General features: G+C 67.4%; 18 protein-coding genes. 12 read left to right on the top strand and 6 right to left on the bottom strand.

Annotated features, from left to right (window positions below):
- Positions 1 to 29: 29 nt before the first annotated feature.
- Complete coding sequence (locus F572_RS0111285; protein ID WP_017943108.1) at positions 30 to 1,220, bottom strand: hypothetical protein; 1,191 nt, start codon at positions 1,218 to 1,220, stop codon at positions 30 to 32.
- A 372-nt stretch (positions 1,221 to 1,592) separates the two neighbouring features.
- Between F572_RS0111285 and F572_RS0111280 the strand changes: the two genes are divergently transcribed.
- The 8 genes from F572_RS0111280 to asnB all read left to right on the top strand — a co-directional run bounded on the left by F572_RS0111280 (position 1,593) and on the right by asnB (position 9,407).
- Complete coding sequence (locus F572_RS0111280; protein WP_017943109.1) at positions 1,593 to 2,129, top strand: MarR family winged helix-turn-helix transcriptional regulator; 537 nt, start codon at positions 1,593 to 1,595, stop codon at positions 2,127 to 2,129.
- 23 nt (positions 2,130 to 2,152) lie between these two features.
- Positions 2,153 to 2,554 carry a hypothetical protein gene (locus F572_RS0111275; RefSeq protein ID WP_017943110.1) on the top strand — a complete coding sequence of 134 codons (402 nt, stop codon included), beginning with the start codon at positions 2,153 to 2,155 and terminating at the stop codon, positions 2,552 to 2,554.
- Between the two features lie 82 nt (positions 2,555 to 2,636).
- Complete coding sequence (locus F572_RS0111270; RefSeq protein ID WP_017943111.1) at positions 2,637 to 3,878, top strand: Zn-dependent hydrolase; 1,242 nt, start codon at positions 2,637 to 2,639, stop codon at positions 3,876 to 3,878.
- A 25-nt stretch (positions 3,879 to 3,903) separates the two neighbouring features.
- Positions 3,904 to 4,647 carry a cysteine hydrolase family protein gene (locus F572_RS0111265; protein WP_017943112.1) on the top strand — a complete coding sequence of 248 codons (744 nt, stop codon included), beginning with the start codon at positions 3,904 to 3,906 and terminating at the stop codon, positions 4,645 to 4,647.
- Positions 4,644 to 6,101: a sodium:solute symporter family protein gene (locus tag F572_RS0111260; protein WP_017943113.1), complete on the top strand. Its 1,458-nt coding sequence runs from the start codon at positions 4,644 to 4,646 to the stop codon at positions 6,099 to 6,101. Before F572_RS0111265 ends, F572_RS0111260 begins: the two co-directional genes overlap by 4 nt.
- On the top strand, positions 6,098 to 6,220 hold the full coding sequence (locus F572_RS16015) for a hypothetical protein (protein WP_017943114.1): 123 nt from the start codon (positions 6,098 to 6,100) through the stop codon (positions 6,218 to 6,220). Before F572_RS0111260 ends, F572_RS16015 begins: the two co-directional genes overlap by 4 nt.
- A complete protein-coding gene (locus F572_RS0111250; protein WP_018158463.1) occupies positions 6,208 to 7,290 on the top strand; it encodes an aspartate carbamoyltransferase in 1,083 nt (360 codons plus the stop codon). The genes F572_RS16015 and F572_RS0111250 overlap by 13 nt, the downstream gene beginning before the upstream one ends.
- A 98-nt stretch (positions 7,291 to 7,388) precedes the next feature.
- On the top strand, positions 7,389 to 9,407 hold the full coding sequence (asnB, locus tag F572_RS0111245; protein ID WP_017943116.1) for an asparagine synthase (glutamine-hydrolyzing): 2,019 nt from the start codon (positions 7,389 to 7,391) through the stop codon (positions 9,405 to 9,407).
- Between the two features lie 243 nt (positions 9,408 to 9,650).
- Here the strand turns inward: asnB and glnA are convergent, their stop codons facing one another.
- Together glnA and F572_RS0111235 are read right to left on the bottom strand one after the other, a co-directional pair.
- The gene (gene glnA / locus F572_RS0111240) at positions 9,651 to 11,060 is read right to left on the bottom strand and encodes a glutamate--ammonia ligase (RefSeq protein ID WP_017943117.1); all 1,410 of its coding nucleotides are present in this window, start codon (positions 11,058 to 11,060) and stop codon (positions 9,651 to 9,653) included.
- Between the two features lie 218 nt (positions 11,061 to 11,278).
- Positions 11,279 to 12,502 (bottom strand): cation diffusion facilitator family transporter, encoded by a 1,224-nt coding sequence (locus F572_RS0111235; protein WP_017943118.1) that lies wholly within the window; start codon positions 12,500 to 12,502, stop codon positions 11,279 to 11,281.
- A 165-nt stretch (positions 12,503 to 12,667) separates the two neighbouring features.
- Between F572_RS0111235 and glyQ the strand changes: the two genes are divergently transcribed.
- Genes glyQ through F572_RS0111215 form a run of 4 tightly spaced genes read left to right on the top strand, consistent with a single transcriptional unit; the run spans position 12,668 to position 17,145 of the window.
- Entirely contained in the window at positions 12,668 to 13,609 is a 942-nt protein-coding gene (gene glyQ, locus F572_RS0111230) for a glycine--tRNA ligase subunit alpha (RefSeq protein WP_017943119.1), read from the top strand.
- Between the two features lie 58 nt (positions 13,610 to 13,667).
- Positions 13,668 to 15,749 (top strand): glycine--tRNA ligase subunit beta, encoded by a 2,082-nt coding sequence (gene glyS / locus F572_RS0111225; RefSeq protein WP_017943120.1) that lies wholly within the window; start codon positions 13,668 to 13,670, stop codon positions 15,747 to 15,749.
- A gap of 9 nt (positions 15,750 to 15,758) precedes the next feature.
- The gene (locus F572_RS0111220) at positions 15,759 to 16,514 is read left to right on the top strand and encodes a 1-acyl-sn-glycerol-3-phosphate acyltransferase (RefSeq protein WP_017943121.1); all 756 of its coding nucleotides are present in this window, start codon (positions 15,759 to 15,761) and stop codon (positions 16,512 to 16,514) included.
- Entirely contained in the window at positions 16,504 to 17,145 is a 642-nt protein-coding gene (locus F572_RS0111215) for a hypothetical protein (RefSeq protein WP_017943122.1), read from the top strand. Before F572_RS0111220 ends, F572_RS0111215 begins: the two co-directional genes overlap by 11 nt.
- A 157-nt stretch (positions 17,146 to 17,302) precedes the next feature.
- Here F572_RS0111215 and F572_RS0111210 read toward each other — a convergent pair whose 3' ends face one another.
- The 3 genes from F572_RS0111210 to F572_RS0111200 are packed head-to-tail and all read right to left on the bottom strand — an operon-like array spanning position 17,303 to position 19,879.
- Complete coding sequence (locus tag F572_RS0111210; protein WP_017943123.1) at positions 17,303 to 18,049, bottom strand: ThiF family adenylyltransferase; 747 nt, start codon at positions 18,047 to 18,049, stop codon at positions 17,303 to 17,305.
- Entirely contained in the window at positions 18,046 to 18,828 is a 783-nt protein-coding gene (locus tag F572_RS0111205) for a TatD family hydrolase (RefSeq protein WP_017943124.1), read from the bottom strand. The genes F572_RS0111210 and F572_RS0111205 overlap by 4 nt, the downstream gene beginning before the upstream one ends.
- 16 nt (positions 18,829 to 18,844) lie before the next feature.
- Positions 18,845 to 19,879 (bottom strand): NADP(H)-dependent aldo-keto reductase, encoded by a 1,035-nt coding sequence (locus F572_RS0111200; RefSeq protein ID WP_017943125.1) that lies wholly within the window; start codon positions 19,877 to 19,879, stop codon positions 18,845 to 18,847.
- Positions 19,880 to 19,894: the final 15 nt, after the last annotated feature.

The raw sequence follows: 19,894 nt of genomic DNA, 5'->3' as shown, positions 1-19,894 counted from the left end.
CGTCAGGCGACGACCTTCCGCGACCGCCTTTAGAAGTAATACCCGAAGTTGATGTTGAAACGGGCCTCCCAGTTGTCGTCCTCGTTGGCGCCCAGGCGATCCCCGAACGGGTTGTCACCGCGACGGTTGCCACCAACGAATTCGTTACCGTTGGCATAGGCCAGGTCCGTATAGATATACCAGTTACCCCGTGCCCAGGCGGCGCCGAGGACCAGCATGTCGCTGTTGTTGAAGTCGCTCTCGCTCTTCACGATGGAGGAGACCTCGGCATAGGGGATCACGTAGTCCAGCCACGGGATGTTGCTGGTCTCCTGGTAGTAGCTGAGCGAGACAGCCGGGATCCAGCCTTCGGCAGCCACAGTGTTGGGGAAATCGTAGGCGCCCATCTGGACAAGCTTGTCGGTACCCAGTGGCTGGTTCGCGTCCACGTCGAACTTGTAGTAGGTCAGCTGGCTGGCCAGAGTCCAGTTGCCCCAGTTGTTGACCATGTGGCCCGAGACCGCGTAGTGGTCGCCATCGCTTTGCGGACCCTTGCTCTTCAGCTCCCCGGCCTGGGCCGAGAAGCCAACATCGGTGTTCGCGCCCGGGATGCTGTAGATCCCGCGCACGTTGATCTGGTTGCGCTCTTCGTAGCCCCTGCCGCTTTCATTCACGACATCGTAGGAGTAGCGGGCGCTGTCACGTGTATCGCCCGAGTAGTGTCCCTCGTCGCGTGCGTAGTAGCCGAAGTCCCAGGTCCAGTCACCCATCGGCATCGAGTACTTGACGCCGAGATCCATGTCATCGGACAGGCCGACGTAGTAGTGCTGGTCGAAGAACCAGCTCTGGGATACCCCGTAAGGTCCGGGGCCGAACGGAACCCGATTCACACCGACCTGCAGTTGGCTTTCGTTTTCGAAGTTATAGCCGACCCAGCCGGTGTGAAGCATGTTGTAGCCGTCGTACCAGCGGTACTCCAGCTTGCCGAGCCAGGGGCCGTTTTCGTAGTCGAGATTGATGCGGGCGGTGTCGAGCAGAAAATTGCCGCCCTTGTCCCACGAGCGACGGTCGGAGTCGGGATAGTCGCCGACCACATAGTTTCCGCGCAGGGCGCCACCGATCGACAGGTTGCCGACCTGGATGCTGTCGTATTCCGCGGCGGCGACATTCGGGCCCAGGAACAGGGCCAGGGCAACGGCACCGGACAGCGGTGCCAGGGTCCAGCTCATCGTCTTGTTCATTGCGATTCCTCTTCTGGTCGGGCGGTTCGGGTGTCGCCAGCGGCCTTCCCGGGCGGACACGGAGTGCGCGCGGTGTCTCGGGATCCAGCACGACAACGCCTATAAGCGTTTGCTGATTCGTTGTAAACGGGACACGAAAATTCGGCGCACCTGTGGTGTGACCGCGACACCCGCCCCGTGTTCCTTCTCTGGCTTGGAGGGCCTTCAGCCGCCCGAGTCCCGGCGCACCGGGTGGGCCTTTTGCCTCGGCAGGCTCCCCAAATCACGTTTTTAGAGGCCATACCGCGATTTCGCCAGCCCGGGCGTAAGTTGCAATGGAACTATTTTTGTACAAAAATAACTAAACGAGTGATTCAACTGCGAGAAGTTTTGATGGCATCCACCGAGGCTGTGCCCGAGGCACCCGAAAACGAAACCGGCCCTGTGGCCAGCACGACTGGCGAGCCGGACGTGGCGCGTTCGGTGATCCGCCAGCTGCGCGTGATCATCCGCGCCCTGCAGGGGCATTCGAGGACGGTGGAGCGGGCCTGCGGGATCAGCGCCTCGCAGCTGTGGGCGCTGTGGGAGCTCCAGCGCACGCCGGGATTGAACGTCAGCGACCTGTCGCGCCGACTGTCGGTGCATGCCTCCACGACCTCCAACCTCCTGGACAAGCTGGAGCACCGAGGCCTGATCGAGCGTCGGCGTCCGGAAAAGGACCAGCGCATCGTGCGTCTGTACGTGACGGATGCGGGCATGGCGTTGCTGGACAAGGCCCCGGCCGCGCCGCAGGGCGAGTTGAACCGGGCCCTGCATTCGCTGCCGAAGGGCTGCCTCGAAGACCTGGACCAAGGCCTGGACCTGCTGGTCGAGGCAATGAACACCACGGAACCCAAGGCCGGCTTGCAGCCGTTCGACGGCAAATCCTGACCCCGGCCCGCGCGGAGGCCCCGATGCGACTCATTCGCCCCCTCCTGCCGTTCCTGTTCTGGCTGCCGCTGGCACTGAGCGCGCAGCCGGCGTTCGACGCGCCTCCCGAGCGCTCCACGGATGGGGGGTTCACGCTGTCCTGGGAGGCCGAGGATGCCGTCGTGCTGGAGCGGGCCACCGGGCCGGACCATGAGGATGTGCGCATCGTCTACGAAGGCGGTGATGCCAGCACCGTGGTCAGCGGCCTGCCCGACGGCGAGTATCGCTTCCGCCTGCGCGCCGCGGATGCCGACACCTGGGCCGACGAGGCCACCGTCGTCGTGGAGCATCACAGCCTGGCGCGCGCCTTCGGCTTCTTTGCGGTGGGCGCCGTCGTCTTTCTGGTCCTGATCGGGGCCATCCTGCGCGGTCGCCCGCGCGACTGATTCACCCGGCCCGTCTCGTCGATCCGTGGCTGCGTAAAGCGTCTTCGCGTGATCCGGGGTGGGCCCGCTACCGGAGGTTTCCATGACGGATCTCAAGATCAACATGCAGCGCCTGCAACAGGACATCAACGAACTGGGGCAGATCGGCCGCGACGAGGATCGCGGCCTGCACCGCCGCGCCTTCAGCGAGGGTGACCGCGCCGGGCGCGAGTGGTTTCGCGGGCGCCTGGAGGCCGCGGGTCTGGACGTGTGGCAGGACGGCGCCGCGAATCTTCACGGCCGTCTGGACTACGACGGCAAGCGCCCGGTGGTGGCCATGGGCTCGCATCTGGACACGGTGCCCGGCGGCGGTCCGCTGGACGGGGCCCTGGGCGTGCTGATCGGGCTTGAGGTGCTGCGCACCGCCAAGGAGAACGCGGTCGATCTGGAATACCCCCTCGAGGTGATCGACTTCACCGACGAGGAAGGCCGATTCGGCGGCATGTTCGGCTCGCAGGCGATGGCCGGCAAGCTGACCCCGGAGAGCATCAGCCATGCGCGCGACCTGGAGGGCGTGACCCTGGTCGAGGCGATGGCCAACTGGGGCCTCAATGCCGACGATGCCCTGGCCGCCCGGCGCGATCCGCACACCCTGCATGCCTTTATCGAGACCCATATCGAGCAGGGGCCGGTCCTCGACCGGCGCGGCCTCAGTGTCGGCGTGGTCGAGGCGATCACCGGCCTGTTCAAGTGGGAGGTGCGCCTGAAGGGCCAGCCCAACCACGCCGGCACCACGCCGATGGACATGCGCATCGATCCCTTCCAGGGGCTGGCCGAGTTCGGCGGCGAGATCAATCGCCTGCTCGAGGAACACGGCAGCCCCAACTCGCGGGCGACCATTGGGCGTGTGGAGCTCGCGCCCGGCGCGGCCAATACCGTGCCGGGCATGGCGACCTTCTCCTTCGAGGTGCGCGACACCGACGAGAAGGTCCTGACCGCGCTGGCCCATGCGGCCCGGCGCACCCTGTCGAGCCTGGCGCGCCGGCGCGACCTGATGTTCGAGTTCGACGTCCTCTCCGAGATCGATCCGGTGCGCTGCGACCCGGGCGTCGTGCAGACCATCGAGGCGCAGGCCGAACGCATGGGGCTGGAGTACATCACGATGCCCAGTGGCGCGGCCCACGATACCCAGAGCATGAGCCGGATCACCCGCACGGGCATGATCTTCGTGCCGAGTCTCCAGGGGCGTAGCCATTCCGCCGCGGAATGGACAAACTGGGAGGACATCGAGACCGGCGCCAACCTGGCCCTGCAAAGTGCCCTGGCGCTGGCGGCCCGGCAATAAACCGCGACGAGAGGAAACGCCCGGAATGGCCGACAACAACAACGTCTCCCGCCTGACCGATTACGACTCCCTGGACCCGCTGCGCGAGCAGTACCAGGAGAGCCTGATCACCACACCGGTCCTGCGTCAGGAGCTGCGGGAGCACCATGTCGCGCTCCTGTGCATCGACCTCCAGTATCTGGATGCCGCGCGGGGCCACGGGGTGTTCGCCGATTCCGCCGAATCCGGTGTGCCGCTGGAGGCGCAGGAGTACTACTTCAACCGCCTCGAGCAGACGGTGCTGCCCAACGTGCGCCGCCTGCAGGATGCCTTCCGCGAGGAGGGGCTGGAGGTGATCCATACCCGCATCCGCTCGCTGACGCACGATGGCCGCGATCGCAGCCCGGGCCACAAGCGTCTGAACCTGCACGCGGCCCCCGGCTCCAAGGATGCCGAGTTCGTCGAGCAGGTGGCCCCGGTGGGCGACGAGATCGTGCTCGACAAGACCGCCAGCGGGGTCTTCAATTCCACCAACCTGCACTACATCCTGCGCAACCTGAACATCTCCGCGCTGTTCATCGTGGGCGTGTACTCTAACGAGTGCGTTTCCACCGCCGTGCGCGATGCCTGTGACCTGGGCTTTTATGTCACCCTGATGGACGACGCCACGGCCACGGTGACGCCGGAGATGCAGAAGGCCACGCTTACGACGATCAAGGACCGCTACGCCCGCGTGATGACCACCGACGAGGCGATCCGCGAGATCAAGAAGGTGCAGGAGGCCTCGTGACCGGTCTCGACGACCCCATCCTCCCCACTTCCATTGCCTGGGGGCTGCTGGCGGCGTTCAGCGTCCTCTGGGTGGTGCTGGGCTGGTGGCTGGGTCGTCGCAACAAGACCGCCGAGGACCACATGCTGGCGGGGCGCAACGTCGGCCTGGCGCTGGCCACGGCCACGGCGATGGCCACCTGGGTGACCGCCAACACCACCATGACGGCCCCGCAGCTCGCGCTGCAGCTGGGTGTCTGGGGCATGCTCGGGTACTCGCTGGGTGCCCTTGGCCTGATCCTGTTCGCGCCGCTGGCGCGACGCATTCGCGAGCTGATGCCCCGGGGGTTTACCTCCGGCGACTTCATCCGCCTGCGCTTCGGAACCTTCACCTGGCGTGTATTCCTGGTGGTCTCGCTGATCTACGCCTTCGGCTGGCTGGTCTCGATGGCGATGGCCGGTGGCGTGCTGATCAACGCCCTGGCCGGCATCGACTACCGCGTGGGCATGACCGTCATCCTGACTGTCTGCGTGGTCTACACCCTGCTGGGCGGCCTGCGCGCGGTGATCGGCACCGACTTCATCCAGACCATCATCATCATTGGCGGGGCCGCGTTCATCGCCTGGCTGACCATCGACAAGGTCGGCTTCGAGGCGATCCACTTCAACCTGATGGAAGAGCGTCCGGAACTGCTGAACCTGCTGTTTCCGGCGGCGATCATGTTCCTGTTCAACAACCTGCTGTTTGGCGTGGGCGAGATCTTCCACTCCAACGTCTGGTGGTCGCGCGCCTTCGCCTTCGGCCGCAACGTGGGCTTTCGCGCCTACCTCTTCGGCGGCCTGCTGTGGCTGCCGATCCCCATCGTCGCGGGCTTCATCGCGCTGGCCACGCCGGCGCTGGGGATCAACGTCCCCGCGGCGGACATGGTCGGCCCGCTGGTGGCCGCCGAGGTGCTGGGCCTGACCGGTGCGATCGTGGTGTTCATCGTGGTGTTCGCCGCGCTGGCCTCCAGCCTCGACTCACTGCTGGCGGCCACGTCCGACCTGGTGACCCGCGACATCTACCGCGGCCATATCCGCCCGCAGGCCAGCGAGCAGCACCAGTTCCACGCGACCAAGGTGATCGTCGTGCTGCTGGGGCTGCTGACCTGGCTGGCGGCCAGCTATCGCGGGGAGATCCCGATTGTCGGTTCCCTGGCAGAACTGCTGTACTTCACCGGGGCCTTCGTGGCCTCCGCGATCTGGCCCATCGTCGCCGGGCTGTACTGGCAGAAGGCGAACCCGCAGGGCGCCGCCTGGTCGATGATACTGGGGTCCGGTATCGGGCTGGCCAGCTACTTCCTGATCGGGTTCTACGTGGCCGCGCTGGTCGGGGCCGCCGTGTCGCTGGCCGTGATGGTGCTGACCACCTGGCTGATGCCGCGGCCGTTTGACTGGGGCCGCCTGGCCCGTTCGGACGCCGAGGTGCCGGCATGACGATCTCGATTACCGCACTGTCCGTGATCGTGGTCATCGCCACCAGCGTGGCGACCCTGACCCCGATCCTGCTGCTTGCCCTGTTTATCCGCGACTGGAAAAAAGGATGCCTCTGGTGAACTACACCGAAGATCCCCTGCACGTGCTCCACCCGAAAGACGGCGCCGCTGGCACCGACCGGCCGAAGGCGCTGCTGGACGCGGTGGAGGAAGATCCGGATCCGCTCCTCAAGCTGGCCGCCGCGCATGTGGTCTCCAGCCAGCAGTTCTCGCGCGACGAGCTGCTGCAGCTGTTCCGCCTGGCGGCGCAGTACGAGACCACGCCGGCGCTGATGCACCTGCCGCTGGCGGGCAAGATCCTGATCAGCGCGTTCTACGAGCCGTCCACGCGCACCCGGCTGTCATTCGAGAGCGCCTGGCACCGCCTCGGCGGGGCGGTGATGTCGATCACCGACCCCAAGAGCACCGGCATCGCCAAGGGCGAGTCGCTGGCGGACATCGCCGAGATGTTCAACAACTACGGTGACGTGCTGGTGCTGCGCTCCTCGGATGGCGAGGCGGCGCACAACATGCTGGAGAACCTGCGCATCCCGCTGGTGAATGCCGGCAACGGCATCGACGAGCACCCGACCCAGGCGCTCGCCGATGTCTACACCCTGGCCAAGTGGCGCCCGGAGCTGTTCGCCGGGCAGGTGGCCCCGCAAGACCGCATCAAGGTCGGCATCATCGGGGTGCCGTCGCGGATGCGCACGGTGCGTTCGCTGCTGCGCCTGCTGAGCCTGTTCCCGGAGGCGATCGAAGAGGTCGTGATCATCTCGCGCGAGGACGAGAACTTCGACCCCGGCCAGCGCGAAGAGCTGGAACAGGCGGGGCTTTCCCTGCGGGTGGTCCACGATCTGGACCCGGTGCTGCCGGAGCTGGATGTCGTCTACATCAACGCCATCGCCTGGGTCGGCGATACCTTCGAGTCGATGGGCGAGGGTCTGAAGCTGGACCGCAATTCGCCGCTGAAGAAGGGGGCGATCATCATGCACCCGCTGGCGCGCGGCGACGAGCTGTCCACCGATCTCGACGACACCCCGCACAACTGGTACTTCGCCCAGGCCCGCGGGGCCGTGTTCGTGCGCATGGCGCTGCTGACCACGGTGGTGCGCCGCATCAGCGCGGTGATGGACACCCCGGAGGGCTGACGCCCCACCTTTTCATTTGAACCGCGAGCGGCGTGGCGCGCCGGACAAGCCCGGCCCGCGCCCCGCTCGCCCCGAACGGATAACCAAGGAGACATGCCATGTGTGGCATTGCCGGAATCTTCCACGCCGACCCGAACCGCAAGGTCGACCCGCAAACTCTGGTCAACATGGCCGCGATCCAGTATCACCGAGGGCCCGACGGCTTCGGCTACAAGACGCAGGATGACCGCGGTGTGGGTTTCTCCCACGCCCGGTTGTCGATCATCGACCTGGACGAGAACCGCGGTCGCCAGCCGTTCTGCATGACCAACGGCGAGATCATGACCGCGGTCAACGGCGAGCTGTACGACTACAAGCGCATCCGCACGGATCTCACCTCGCGCGGCGTCAAGTTCCGCACCAAGAGCGACTCCGAGATGGTCATGCACCTGTACCAGCGCGAGGGTCTGGAGGACGCGGTGAAGCACTTCCGCGGCGAGTTCGCGATCTCGCTGTACGACCGCGAGCACGACCGGCTGGTGCTGATCCGCGACCGCTTCGGTATCAAGCCGCTGTACTTCACCGAGGCCAACGGCAGCTTCGTGTTCGGCTCCGAACTGAAGGTGCTGTTCGCCAACCCCGACGTCCCGCGCCAGTTCTCCGACGACGGCCTGTACCACCAGCTGATGCAGACCATGGTGCCCGGCACCACCGCCTTCGAGGGCATCCAGCAGGTGAAGCCCGGGCACATGGTGATCGTCGAGCGTGCCCACGGGAAGCTGAAGATCCGCCAGGAGAAGTACTGGGACATGGACTTCCCGCTGGCCTCCGAACGCCCGCCCGAGAGCGAGACCGACGAGGACTACTGGATCGAGGGCGTGCGCGAGAAGCTGATGGAGGCCGTGCAGCTGCGCCTGGAGGCCGATGTGCCGGTCGCCTGCTACCTTTCCGGCGGGATCGACTCCTGCATCACCCTGGGGCTGGCCTCGGCCAGCCAGCAGTCGCCGGTCAAGGCCTTCACCATCGGCTTCGACAACGCCGACTACGACGAGACCGCGATCGCCCGCGAGATGGCGGAGAGTGTCGGCGCCGACCAGGACATCATGACCCTGAACGCGGACCACCTCTACGACAACTTCGAAGAGGCCCTGTGGCACGCCGAGCGCACCATCTACAACACCCTCGGCGTGGCCAAGCTGCTGATGAGCCGCCACGTGAACAAGGCCGGCTACAAGGTGGTGGTCACCGGCGAGGGCTCGGACGAGCTGTTCGGTGGTTACCCGGCGTTCCGCCGCGACATGTTCCTGCACGGCCTGGACACCCTGCCGGAGGCCGACCGCCAGGCCTGGCAGCAGATGCTGAACGAGTCCAACGAACTGGTCTCCGGCGCGATGCTGGCCGAGGACGAGGTGGACGATCCCGAGTTCACGAAGATGATGGGGTTCACGCCGTCCTGCCTGCAGCCGTGGCTGGCCGCGGCCGACCACGTGCCGGGCCTGCTGCACCCGAAACGCCGCGAGCGCATGCAGGGCTACCAGCCGGGCAAGGCGATCGCCAACGCCCTGGACAACGACATGCTGGAAGGTCGTCATCCGCTGGACAAGGCCCAGTACGTCTGGATCAAGACCATGCTGGAGGGCCAGATCCTGACCTGGGGCGGCGATCGCATGGACATGGCCAACTCGATGGAGGCACGCCCGCCGTTCCTCGATCACCACCTGGCCGAGTTCGCTGCCCACCTGCCGCCGACCATGCGCATCAAGGGCCCGACCGAGAAGTACGTGCTGCGCGAGTCGATGAAGGGTCTGTTGCCGAAGGTGCTCTACGAGCGCGAGAAGTTCGCGTTCATGGCGCCGCCGGCGCATACCGACCCGGTCAAGTGGGCCGCGATGAAGGCCCTGGCCGATCGCTACCTCGCCCCGGAGAAGGTCGAGGAGGCCGGCCTGCTGGATCCGGAGGGTGTACGCCAGGTGTTCGAGCTGCACGAGTCCGAGGACACCCCGGCCGCCACCCAGGTCCAGCTGGACGCGGTGATCAATCACATGATCGGGGTCCAGGTGCTGTACGAGAAATTCGTCGCCACCGACATCCCGGCGCTGGCGCAGCAAAAGGCCGAGGAGTTCGGCTGGCACGCCTGATTGCCGATCGCCGGTCAGAGGCCCGGGAGCGTCCTCCCGGTGCCACGCAAGAAGGCCCCGCGGATCGACGATTCGCGGGGCCCTTCATTTGCGGCTTCCGTCCCCGTCCCGCCAGGCCGTGATGGGTCCGGGGCGTGTCCTCGGCCGTCTTCGTGGGGCCGGCCGGCAGACACAAAAAAGCCGCCGGCCCGGGGGCGCGGCGGCGGAAGGCCTCGCGGCCCCGAGGGGCCGGAAGCGGATGCCTTACAGGCTGTAGTACATGTCGAACTCGATCGGATGGGTGGTCATGCGCATCTGCGTGACGTCTTCCATCTTCAGGTCGATGTAGGCATCGATCATGTCGTCGGTGAACACGCCACCCTGGGTCAGGAACTCGCGGTCCTGGTTCAGGGCTTCCAGCGCCTGGTCCAGCGAATGGCAGACCTGCGGGATGCCCTTTTCCTCTTCCGGCGGCAGGTCGTAGAGGTTCTTGTCCATCGCGTCGCCCGGGTGGACCTTGTTCTGGATGCCGTCCAGACCGGCCATCAGCATCGCGGCAAACGCGAGGTAGGGGTTGGCAGTGGAGTCCGGGAAGCGCAGTTCGACGCGGCGGCCCTTCGGGTTCATCACGAACGGGATGCGCAGCGAGGCGGAGCGGTTGCGGGCGGAGTAGGCCAGCATCACCGGCGCCTCGAAGCCCGGGACCAGACGCTTGTAGCTGTTGGTGGACGGGTTGGTGAAGGCATTCAGCGCGCGGGCGTGCTTGATGATGCCGCCGATGTAGTACAGCGCGGTCTCGGAGAGGCCGCCGTAGAGGTCACCGGAGAACAGGTTCTTGCCGTCCTTGGACAGCGACTGGTGCACGTGCATGCCGGAGCCGTTGTCGCCGACGATCGGCTTGGGCATGAAGGTCGCGGTCTTGCCGTGGATGTGGGCCACGTTCTGCACCACGTACTTCAGGATCTGCACCTCGTCGGCCTTCTGCGTCAGGGTCGCCGGGCCCACGCCGATCTCGCACTGGCCGGCGGTGGCCACCTCGTGGTGGTGCACCTCGGTCTCCAGACCCATCTCGGTCATCACTTCGCACATGGTGGAGCGGATGTCGTGCAGGCTGTCGACCGGCGGGACCGGGAAGTAGCCGCCCTTCACGCCCGGGCGGTGACCGATGTTGCCGTCCTCGTAGACGCGTTCGGAGTTCCAGGAGGCCTCCTGGGAGTCCACGCGGCAGTAGGAGCCGGACAGGCTGGTGCCCCACTTCACGTCGTCAAAGATGAAGAACTCGTTCTCAGGGCCGAACAGCGCGGTGTCGGCGATACCGGTGCTCTGCAGGTAGGCCTCGGCGCGGCGCGCCAGGGAGCGCGGGCAGCGGTCGTAGCCCTGCATGGTGGCCGGCTCGACCACGTCGCAGCGGATGTTCATGGTCATGTCTTCGAAGAACGGGTCGATCACGGCCGACTCGGCGTCCGGCATCAGGATCATGTCGGACTCGTTGATCCCCTTCCAGCCGGAGATCGAGGAGCCGTCGAACATCTTGCCTTCCTCGAAGGTCTCTTCATCGATGTCGTGGGCCGGCATGGTCACATGCTGTTCCTTGCCCTTGGAGTCGGTAAAACGGAAGTCGACGAAGCGCACTTCCTTTTCCTTGATCTGGTTCAGCACGTCGGCTGCGGACATGGGGATCTCCTTGGTCTTTACTTGAGTCTTCAATGGTGGCCGGCCGGCTTGCTGCGCCCTGCACGGCTTCGCGATTCACTATGCAGGCATCATGCCATCCGGCCGGATTCGGCCCGGGCGCGCGAAAAACGGGCACCCGGTGCCCGCCGCCGCATCCTGTCTGCACCACAATAGTGCGTTATATGCACAAGCATTGGGCGCACCGGCCAGGAGCGCACCTAATGAGTGCAGGGTCGATAGAGTAGCGTGACCTCGCCCAGCATGTCGCCCACCTGCGAGTGGCCATGCAGCCGGTCGGCCAGGGCTCGGGCCCGCGCCTCCAGGTCGGGCGCGGCGGTTGCCCCGTCAAGGCGCAGGGTCACAGTCATGTGCACCCGGCCGCCGAGGTAGTGCAGCGACAGGTGTTCCACCGCCTCCAGCTCCGGGGTGCCGGCCCAGGCTTCGCGCAGGGCCTCGACCAGGACCGGGCGCAGCGGCAGAGACGAACTGCGCGCCTGGTCCGCATCGTTCTCCGGGTCCACGTGCACAGTGATGTCGTTGACCCGGTCGTGTTCGTCGGTCACCGAATGGAACACCGCATCGGCGATGCGGTGGCCCTCGGAGACCGAGATCATCGGGGCGACCTGGATATGCACGTCGGCCACCACGTCGCTGCCGTGGCGGCGGGTGCGCAGCATGTGCGCATCCTTCACCCCGGGCACGTCCATGATGGTCTGGTGGATGCGATCGACCTTTTCCGGTTCCAGTGCCGTATCGATCAGTTCCGCTGCGGCGCGCACGATCAGGCGTCCGGCGATGTGCAGGATGAACAGCGCCACGATCAGCGCGGCCAGGGCATCCGCCCACGGGTAGCCGGCCACTGCCGCACCCACGCCGACCAGCACGAACAGCGACGAAATCGCATCCGACCGATGGTGCCAGGCGTTCGCATCCAGCATCCGCGAGCGCAGGCGCTTCGCCACCCGATGGGTGTACTGGTACAGACCCTCCTTGGCCACCAGCGTCAGTGCGGCAAAGAAGATGGCCATGTTCGCGGGGCCGGTCATGCCCTCGGGCTCGACCAGCCGGCTGCCCGCCGCCCAGGCGATCCCCAGGCCCGCCAGCGCCAGAAAGACCCCGACGACCACCGTCGCCAGCGTCTCGATGCGGGCGTGGCCGTAGGGATGGTCCTGGTCGGGGGAGGCGGATGCCTTGCGCGCGGCGAACAGCACGACCCCGTCCGTGACCAGGTCCGACAGCGTATGCACGCCGTCCGCCACCAGCGCCTGCGAGTTCAGCAGCCAGCCGCTGATCAGCTGCGCCAGGGCGAGGAAGCTGTTCACGGTCGCGCCCACCAGCGTGACGCGGCGGGTGTCGCGGTAGCGCTGACCGTTCTCCGCGGTCACCGTCGGCTCCGAATTGGCGTGGGGCTCGCTCAGGGCGGTTCTCCCGAACCGGATCAAGCCTCCAGTATGGGCGCCTTGCCGGCTGGCGCAAAACCCGCCGCCGAACCGCGCAAAATGCGGGCTCGCGCGGCTGGCTCCGTGAGTCCGCGTTTCGCGCTGGCGGTGGCCGCGGCTGGAGCCCGCCCGATATACTGTCCGCTTTGCTCTGACCCGGGATCCCGCATGTCGCACGAACGTACCCCGTCCAGCAGCCCGACCTTCCAGGACCTCATCCGGCGCCTGCAGGATTACTGGAGCGATCATGGCTGCGTGGTCCTGCAGCCCTATGACATGGAAATGGGCGCGGGGACCTTCCACCCGGCGACCTTCCTGCGTTCCATCGGGCCGGAGCCGTGGCGGGCGGCCTACGTGCAGCCGAGCCGGCGCCCGACCGACGGGCGTTACGGCGACAACCCCAATCGCCTGCAGCACTACTACCAGTTCCAGGTGCTGCTGAAGCCCTCGCCGCCGGATATCCAGGACCTCTACCTGGGTTCGCTGGAGGCGCTCGGCTTCGACACCCTGACCCATGACGTGCGCTTCGTCGAGGACAACTGGGAGTCCCCCACTCTCGGCGCCTGGGGGCTGGGCTGGGAGGTCTGGCTGAACGGCATGGAGGTGACCCAGTTCACCTACTTCCAGCAGGTGGGCGGGCTGGATTGCCACCCGGTCTCCGGCGAGATCACCTACGGCCTCGAGCGCCTGGCGATGTACCTGCAGGGCGTGGAGAGTGTGTTCGACCTGATCTGGACCGTCGGCCCGGACGGCCGCCCCGTGACCTACGGCGATGTCTACCACCAGAACGAGGTGGAGCAGTCCACCTACAACTTCGAGTACGCCGACCGCGATGCGCTGTTCGCCGCCTTCGACCAGCACGCGACCGAGAGCGACCGCATGATCGAGCTGGGCCTGCCGCTGCCGGCCTACGAGCAGATGCTGCGCGCCTCGCACAGCTTCAACCTGCTGGATGCGCGTGGCGCGATCTCGGTCACCGAGCGTCAGCGCTACATCCTGCGCGTGCGCGAGCTGTCGCGGAATGTCGCGCAGAAGTACTACGAGTCACGCGAGGCCCTGGGCTTTCCCCTGTGCGCCGACGACGATGCGAACAAGCCCGACGCCGCCTGAATTCTTTTTCCGGACCGCGCCCCCCGCGCGGTCGTGATGGACCCGACACGGACCCGACATGGCTGAAGCCCGCGAACTCCTGATCGAACTCGGCACCGAGGAGCTGCCCCCGACCGCGCTGGCGCGCCTGCGCGATGCCTTGGCCGAGGGCCTGACCACCCGCCTGCGCGCGGCCGGGCTGGAGCCGGGCGCGCCCGAGACCTTTGCCACCCCGCGCCGGCTGGCGGTGCTGTTCCCGGACGTCCCGGCCCAGCAGCCGGACCAGCTGCAGGAGCGTCGCGGCCCGGCCGTGGCCGCCGCGTTCGACGACGCTGGCGAGCCGACGAAGGCGGTGCTGGGCTTTGCCCGCTCCTGCGGCGTCGAGGTCGATCGCCTGGAGCGCGAGACCACCGACAAGGGCGAATATCTGGTCTTTCGCCAGCTACAGCCGGGCCGCGCGCTGGGCGAGCTGCTGCCGGAGATGCTCGAGGCCGCGCTGGACGCCCTGCCCACCCCCAAGCGCATGCGCTGGGGCAGCAGCCGCACCGAGTTCGTGCGCCCGGCGCACTGGCTGGTCGTGCTGCACGGCACCGAAGTCCTCGACATGACGGTGCTGGAACAGACGGCCGGGCGCGCCACGCATGGCCACCGCTTCCACCAGCCCGGCGCGCTGGAGCTCAAGCGCGGGAACGACTACGCCGAGCGGCTGCGCAGCCCCGGCTTTGTCGAGCCCTCGTTCGAGGCGCGCCGCGAGCGCATCCTGGAACAGGTCCACGAACAGGCGAAGGCCCTGGGCGGCCGGGCGCTGGTGGATGCCGAGCTGCTGGACGAGGTGACCGCGCTGGTCGAGTGGCCGGTGGCCCTGACCGGTGCCTTCGACCCGCGTTTCCTGGAGGTCCCGCAGGAGGCGCTGATCTCCACCATGCAGGACAACCAGAAATACTTCCCGGTGGTCGACGAGGCCGGCCGGATGCAGCCGCACTTCATCGTGATCAGCAACATCGAGTCGCGCGACCCGCATGCGGTGCGCGACGGCAACGAGCGCGTGCTGCGCCCGCGCTTCGCCGATGCCGAGTTCTTCTGGCAGCAGGACCGCAAGAAGCGCCTGGAGGAACGCCTGGAGGCACTCGATTCCGTGGTGTTCGAGAAGCGCCTGGGCACGCTGCGCGACAAGTCCGCGCGCCTCGAGGCCCTGATGCAGCGCCTGGCCGGGCTGATGGATCTGGACGCGAACCTGGCCGCGCGCGCCGCGCGTCTGGCCAAGTGCGATCTGGTCACTCAGATGGTGTTCGAGTTCACCGAGCTGCAGGGCACGATGGGCCGTTACTACGCCCTGCATGACCGCGAGGACGAGTCTGTCGCCGCCGCGATCGAGCAGCACTACTGGCCGCGCCAGTCCGGCTCCGAGCTGCCGGACGCCCCGCTGGCCCAGGCGCTGGCGCTGGCGGATCGCCTCGACACGCTGGTCGGCATCTTCGCCATTGGCAAGCAGCCCACCGGCACCAAGGACCCGTTCGCCCTGCGCCGCGCGGCGCTGGGGCTGGTGCGCATCCTGGTCGAGCGCGAACTGCCGCTGGCCCTGACCCCGCTGCTGCAGGCCGCCGCCGAGCCGATCCGCGAACGCGTGCCGGAGGCCGATCAGGCGGTGGAGCCGGTGCGCGAGTACATTCTCGAGCGTCTGCGCGGGTACCTGCTGGAGCAGGGCCAGGCGCACGAAACCATCGAGGCGGTGGCCGCGGTCGCGCCGGATGCCCCGCTGGACTTCGCTCGCCGCGTGCGCGCGGTGAGCCTGTTTCGCGAGCGCCCGGAGGCCGAGGCCCTGGCCGCGGCGAACAAGCGCATCCACAACCTGTTGCGCAAGGCCGGCGAGGAGGCCGAGGCCGACCTCGACCCGGAGGCCCTCGCGCTGGACGAGGAGCGTCAGCTTTACCAGGGCCTGCAGGCGGTGCGTCCCGGCGTCGAGCAGGCGGTGGCCGATGGCGATTACCTGCACGCCCTGGGCGATCTGGCGGGCCTGCGCGATCGCGTCGATACCTTTTTCGACCAGGTGATGGTGATGGCCGAGGATGCCGCCGAGCGGCGCAACCGTCTGGCCCTGCTGCGTGAACTGCGCCGCGCGTTCGAGACCGTGGCCGACATCGGCCGCCTGGCCACGGGATAGCACCGCCGCATGCTGCCCCTGATCCGCGGTCTGCTGTTCCAGCTCGGGTTCATCAGCTCGATGCTGGTCTTCGGCGTGCTGGTGCCGCCGCTGATCTGGCCGCTCTCGCGCCGCACCCGCTACCGGGTGCTGACGCAGTGGGGGCGCTTCAATGTCTGGTGGCTGCGGGTCACCTGTGGCGTGGACTACCGGGTGCGTGGCGCCGAACACATCGATGCGTCGCGCCCGCATGTGGTGCTGTCCAAGCATCAGTCGGCCTGGGAGACTATCGCCTTCGTCGCGATCTTCCCGATGCAGACCTGGGTGCTCAAGCGCGAGCTGATGCGTATCCCGGTCTTCGGCTGGACGCTGGCGATGATCGATCCGGTGCCGATCGACCGCGAAGGTGGGCGCCAGGCGCTGGAGAATCTGGTCACCGAGGGCCGGCAGCGCCTCGACGAGGGCCGCTGGGTGATCGTGTTCCCCGAGGGCACGCGCGTGGCCCCGGGCGAACACGGGCGCTACCGTCAGGGCGGCGCGATGCTGGCCGCGCGCACCGGTTACCCGGTGCTGCCGGTGGCGCTCAACAGTGGCAGCTTCTGGCCGAAGAAAGGCATCCGGCGCTACCCCGGCACCATCGAGGTGGTGATCGGCCCGCCGATCGAGACCGCCGGGCGCAAGCCGGTGGAGGTGCTGGCCGAGGTCGAAGAATGGATCGAGACCACCATGGCCGGGATCGAGCCGCGTCCCGCCCGTCCGTCATCGGAGCCCGCACATGGCGAATGAACCCGTGATCAGCGCGCCGCTGGTCGAACTGCGTGACCGGACCATTTACCGCATCGGGGATGGTTCGCCGGCGGTCTGGCTGATCGACGACCTCGAACTGGGCGGGATCCTGGTCAACGCGCCGGCGTATTCGGAACCCCTGCTGGCGGCGATCCGGGCCATCACCAGGCCCGCCTACCTGTTCCTGCCCAGCCGCCATGGGGCACAGGACCTGGAGGCCTGGCGGGCGGCTGCCCTCGAGACCCTGGCGTTCGAGGCGGAGGCCCCGGCGATCCGCGCGGCCGGCGGCGAGATCGATATCGCCTTCAACCGCAAGCAGCGCCTGTCCCGCACCATCGATTTCCTGCCGATGGCCGGGGTGACCGAGGGCACCTGTGCCCTGCGCCTGAAGAACCTGCCGGGAGTCGTGTTCTTTGGCCCGGCGCTGGCACCCGGGGCGGATGGCTGGCCCACGCTGACCCAGAATCCGGAGGACCATTCCTTCGAGGCGCGCCTGTTCGGCGCCCTGGGCGTGAAGGACCTGAAGTTTGCCTACGCCTTCTGTGATCGCTTCGACCCGGCGAGCACGCAGTATGGCCCGGACGCCGACCAGCACATCCAGGCCCGCATCGAGGCGGTATTCGACGAATAGCGTCTTCGTAGGGGGTGGGGTTGTCTTGGCCTGTAGGAGGCCAGCCCTCTGGCCGATGAGGTCGGGCCGCGCCGTATCGCTCAGGGGGCTGAGCTCCCACAGGGCAGGACGGAACCCGTGGGTGCAGGGGTCTGACGGAGCAAGCCGTGTATAGCGGTCAGGCGCGGGCGATCAGGCTCTGGATTACGTGGCCGGCGGCGGTCAGGCCGAAGATCGCGGGCAGGTAGGAGATCGTGCCGTTGACCGAACGCGGCCGGCCGCCGTCCCCCACCGGGCGGTGTTCGGTGCCCTTGCGCGGCTGTTCGATGGAGAACACCACGGGGTAGTCGAGATGCGCGCCCAGGCGCCGCAGGCGCTTGCGCATCTGGCGCGCGAGCGGGCACACGCGCGTCCCCGCCAGCGGCCCCACGCGCACGGCGGTGGGGTCGATGCGCCCGCCGGCCCCCATGCTCGAGATCACGCCCTGCCCGCGCGCCTGGGCCGTCGCGACCAGCGCGGCCTTGCAGACGATGGAGTCGATCGCGTCGAGGACGAAGTCGGCATCCTCCGGGACCAGGTCACCGACGGTATCGGGCTGGAGGAAGTCGTGGCGGATCGTGAGCTCGATTTCGGGATCGATGTCGTGGATGCGGTTCGCCATGATCTCGGTCTTGGGTCGGTCCACGGTGGAGCGCAGCGCGACCAGTTGGCGATTCAGGTTGGAGGCGCCCACCACGTCGTGATCCGCCAGGGTCATGCGACCGACGCCGGCGCGGGCGATGGCCTCGGCGGCGTAGCTGCCCACCCCGCCCAGCCCGGCGATGAAGACATGCCGGTCGCGCAGGCGCGCCGTCACATCCCGCCCCAGAAGCAGATCCGTGCGCTCGGTGTATGGATTGAAGTCCGGGGACGGGTTCGTGCTCATTGGGGAGTGCCGTTGGGTAGCCGGAGGATCCGGCGTGCATTTTGTGTGGTTATTATAGCCATGTCCTGCGGCGCAATGTCCCGAAGTGTCGCCATCGCTGTGTTGACCTCGCGCACCCGGCCCGGCTCGTTGCGCTCGCCCTGGTGCCCGGCCAGGGGTTGGTCGGGGGCATCGGTCTCCACCACCAGGGCCTCCAGCGGGGCCTCGCGCACCACGCGGTGCAGTTTCTTGGCGCGCTCATACGTCACGGGGCCGCCGATCCCGAGGCAGCAGCCAAGATCTACGGCCTGCCGGGCCTGCTGCGGGCTGCCGATGAAGGCGTGCAGGATGCCGGTGACACCCTGGTGCTGGCGCAGGCCCTTCAGGACCTCGTCCAGCGCCCGCCGGCTGTGGATGATCACCGGCAGCTCGCGCTCCCGGGCGATCGCCAGCTGTCGGGTGTAAAAGCGCCACTGGCGGTCCCAGTCGCGGTCCAGCCGATAGCCGTCGAGGCCGATCTCGCCGATGGCGACGGTCTCGGGGTGTGCGTCCAGCCAGTCCTCCAGTGCGTCGAGGTCGGCATCCGCGTGGTCCTGCAGGAAGATCGGGTGCAGGCCGTAGGCGACATGCAGGCCGGCGTAGTGACGGCTCAGGGCGTCGAGATCGGGCCAGCGTGCGCGGGTGACGCCGGGAAGGACCATCTCCTGTACCCCGGCGGCCCGGGCGCGATCCAGCACCGCCGGCCGGTCCGGATCGAACGCGTCCAGGTCCAGGTGGACGTGCGTGTCGATCAGCTCCACGCCCTGCTCCCCGAGTTTACGGGCAGGGGTAGGTGTAGCGGGCGTGGATGGCCTCGATCGCCTCCAGCACGGCATTGGACAGGGTGATGTCGACGGTCGAGATGTTCTCGCGCAGCTGTTCCATCGTGGTGGCGCCGATCAGATTGCTGGTCACGAACGGCTGCTGGTTGACGAAGGCCAGCGCCAGTTGGCTCGGGGTCAGCCCGTGTTCGGCGGCCAGCCGGGCGTACTCGGCGGTGGCGGCCAGGCCGGATTCGTTGCTGTAGCGCTGGAAACGCTCGAACAGCGTCAGGCGGGCCCCTTCCGGCTTGGCCCCGTCCAGGTACTTGCCGGAGAGCATGCCGAAGGCCAGCGGCGAATACGCCAGCAACCCCGCGTCTTCGCGGATGGCCATCTCCGCCAGCCCCGCCTCGAAGCTGCGGTTGAGCAGGTTGTAGGGGTTCTGGATGGAGACGATGCGCTCGGACAGCCCGCGGTCATGCGCGCGGATCCACTCCATGAAGCCCCAGGGGGTCTCGTTGGAGATGCCGATGGTACGCACGCGGCCGCTGTCGACCAGGGCCTTCAGGGCCTCGGCGGTCTCCTCGATCGGGGTCGCGTCGTCATCCGGCTTGTGGACATAGCCCAGCTGGCCGAAAAAGTTGGTGGAACGGGCGGGCCAGTGGACCTGATAGAGGTCCAGATAGTCGGTCTGGAGCCTCGTCAGGCTGTCGTTCAGGGCCTGCTCGATGTGCTCGCGGTTCAGCTTCGGGCCACCGCGGAGGTAGTCGATCATGCCGGGACCGGCGACCTTGCTGGCCAGCACGACCCGATCGCGGTTGCCGCGCGCCGCCAGCCAGTTGCCGATATAGGTCTCGGTCAGGCCCTGGGTCTCCTCGCGCGGGGGCACGGGGTACATCTCGGCGGCATCGATCAGGTTCACGCCCTGTTCCAGCGCGTAGTCGAGCTGTTCGTGGGCCTCCGCCTCGGTGTTCTGCTCGCCCCAGGTCATGGTGCCCAGGCCGATCAGGCTGACCCCGATGTCGGTACGTCCCAGTTTGCGGTATTCCATGCCTTCTCCCGGCTG

It is taken from the genome of Thioalkalivibrio sp. ALE14 (assembly GCF_000376845.1).
Taxonomy (GTDB): Bacteria; Pseudomonadota; Gammaproteobacteria; order Ectothiorhodospirales; family Ectothiorhodospiraceae; genus Thioalkalivibrio.
Note: the sequence above shows the minus strand (reverse complement) of the source record. Positions and strands in the feature narration are given on the sequence as shown.

Bases quoted from the DNA above. Each gene is read 5' to 3' on its own strand.
- F572_RS0111285 (WP_017943108.1), bottom strand. From the start codon at position 1,220: ATGAACAAGACGATGAGCTGGACCCTGGCACCGCTGTCCGGTGCCGTT.
- F572_RS0111280 (WP_017943109.1), top strand. From the start codon at position 1,593: ATGGCATCCACCGAGGCTGTGCCCGAGGCACCCGAAAACGAAACCGGC.
- F572_RS0111275 (WP_017943110.1), top strand. From the start codon at position 2,153: ATGCGACTCATTCGCCCCCTCCTGCCGTTCCTGTTCTGGCTGCCGCTG.
- F572_RS0111270 (WP_017943111.1), top strand. From the start codon at position 2,637: ATGACGGATCTCAAGATCAACATGCAGCGCCTGCAACAGGACATCAAC.
- F572_RS0111265 (WP_017943112.1), top strand. From the start codon at position 3,904: ATGGCCGACAACAACAACGTCTCCCGCCTGACCGATTACGACTCCCTG.
- F572_RS16015 (WP_017943114.1), top strand. From the start codon at position 6,098: ATGACGATCTCGATTACCGCACTGTCCGTGATCGTGGTCATCGCCACC.
- F572_RS0111250 (WP_018158463.1), top strand. From the start codon at position 6,208: ATGCCTCTGGTGAACTACACCGAAGATCCCCTGCACGTGCTCCACCCG.
- asnB (WP_017943116.1), top strand. From the start codon at position 7,389: ATGTGTGGCATTGCCGGAATCTTCCACGCCGACCCGAACCGCAAGGTC.
- glnA (WP_017943117.1), bottom strand. From the start codon at position 11,060: ATGTCCGCAGCCGACGTGCTGAACCAGATCAAGGAAAAGGAAGTGCGC.
- glyQ (WP_017943119.1), top strand. From the start codon at position 12,668: ATGTCGCACGAACGTACCCCGTCCAGCAGCCCGACCTTCCAGGACCTC.
- glyS (WP_017943120.1), top strand. From the start codon at position 13,668: ATGGCTGAAGCCCGCGAACTCCTGATCGAACTCGGCACCGAGGAGCTG.
- F572_RS0111220 (WP_017943121.1), top strand. From the start codon at position 15,759: ATGCTGCCCCTGATCCGCGGTCTGCTGTTCCAGCTCGGGTTCATCAGC.
- F572_RS0111215 (WP_017943122.1), top strand. From the start codon at position 16,504: ATGGCGAATGAACCCGTGATCAGCGCGCCGCTGGTCGAACTGCGTGAC.
- F572_RS0111210 (WP_017943123.1), bottom strand. From the start codon at position 18,049: ATGAGCACGAACCCGTCCCCGGACTTCAATCCATACACCGAGCGCACG.
- F572_RS0111200 (WP_017943125.1), bottom strand. From the start codon at position 19,879: ATGGAATACCGCAAACTGGGACGTACCGACATCGGGGTCAGCCTGATC.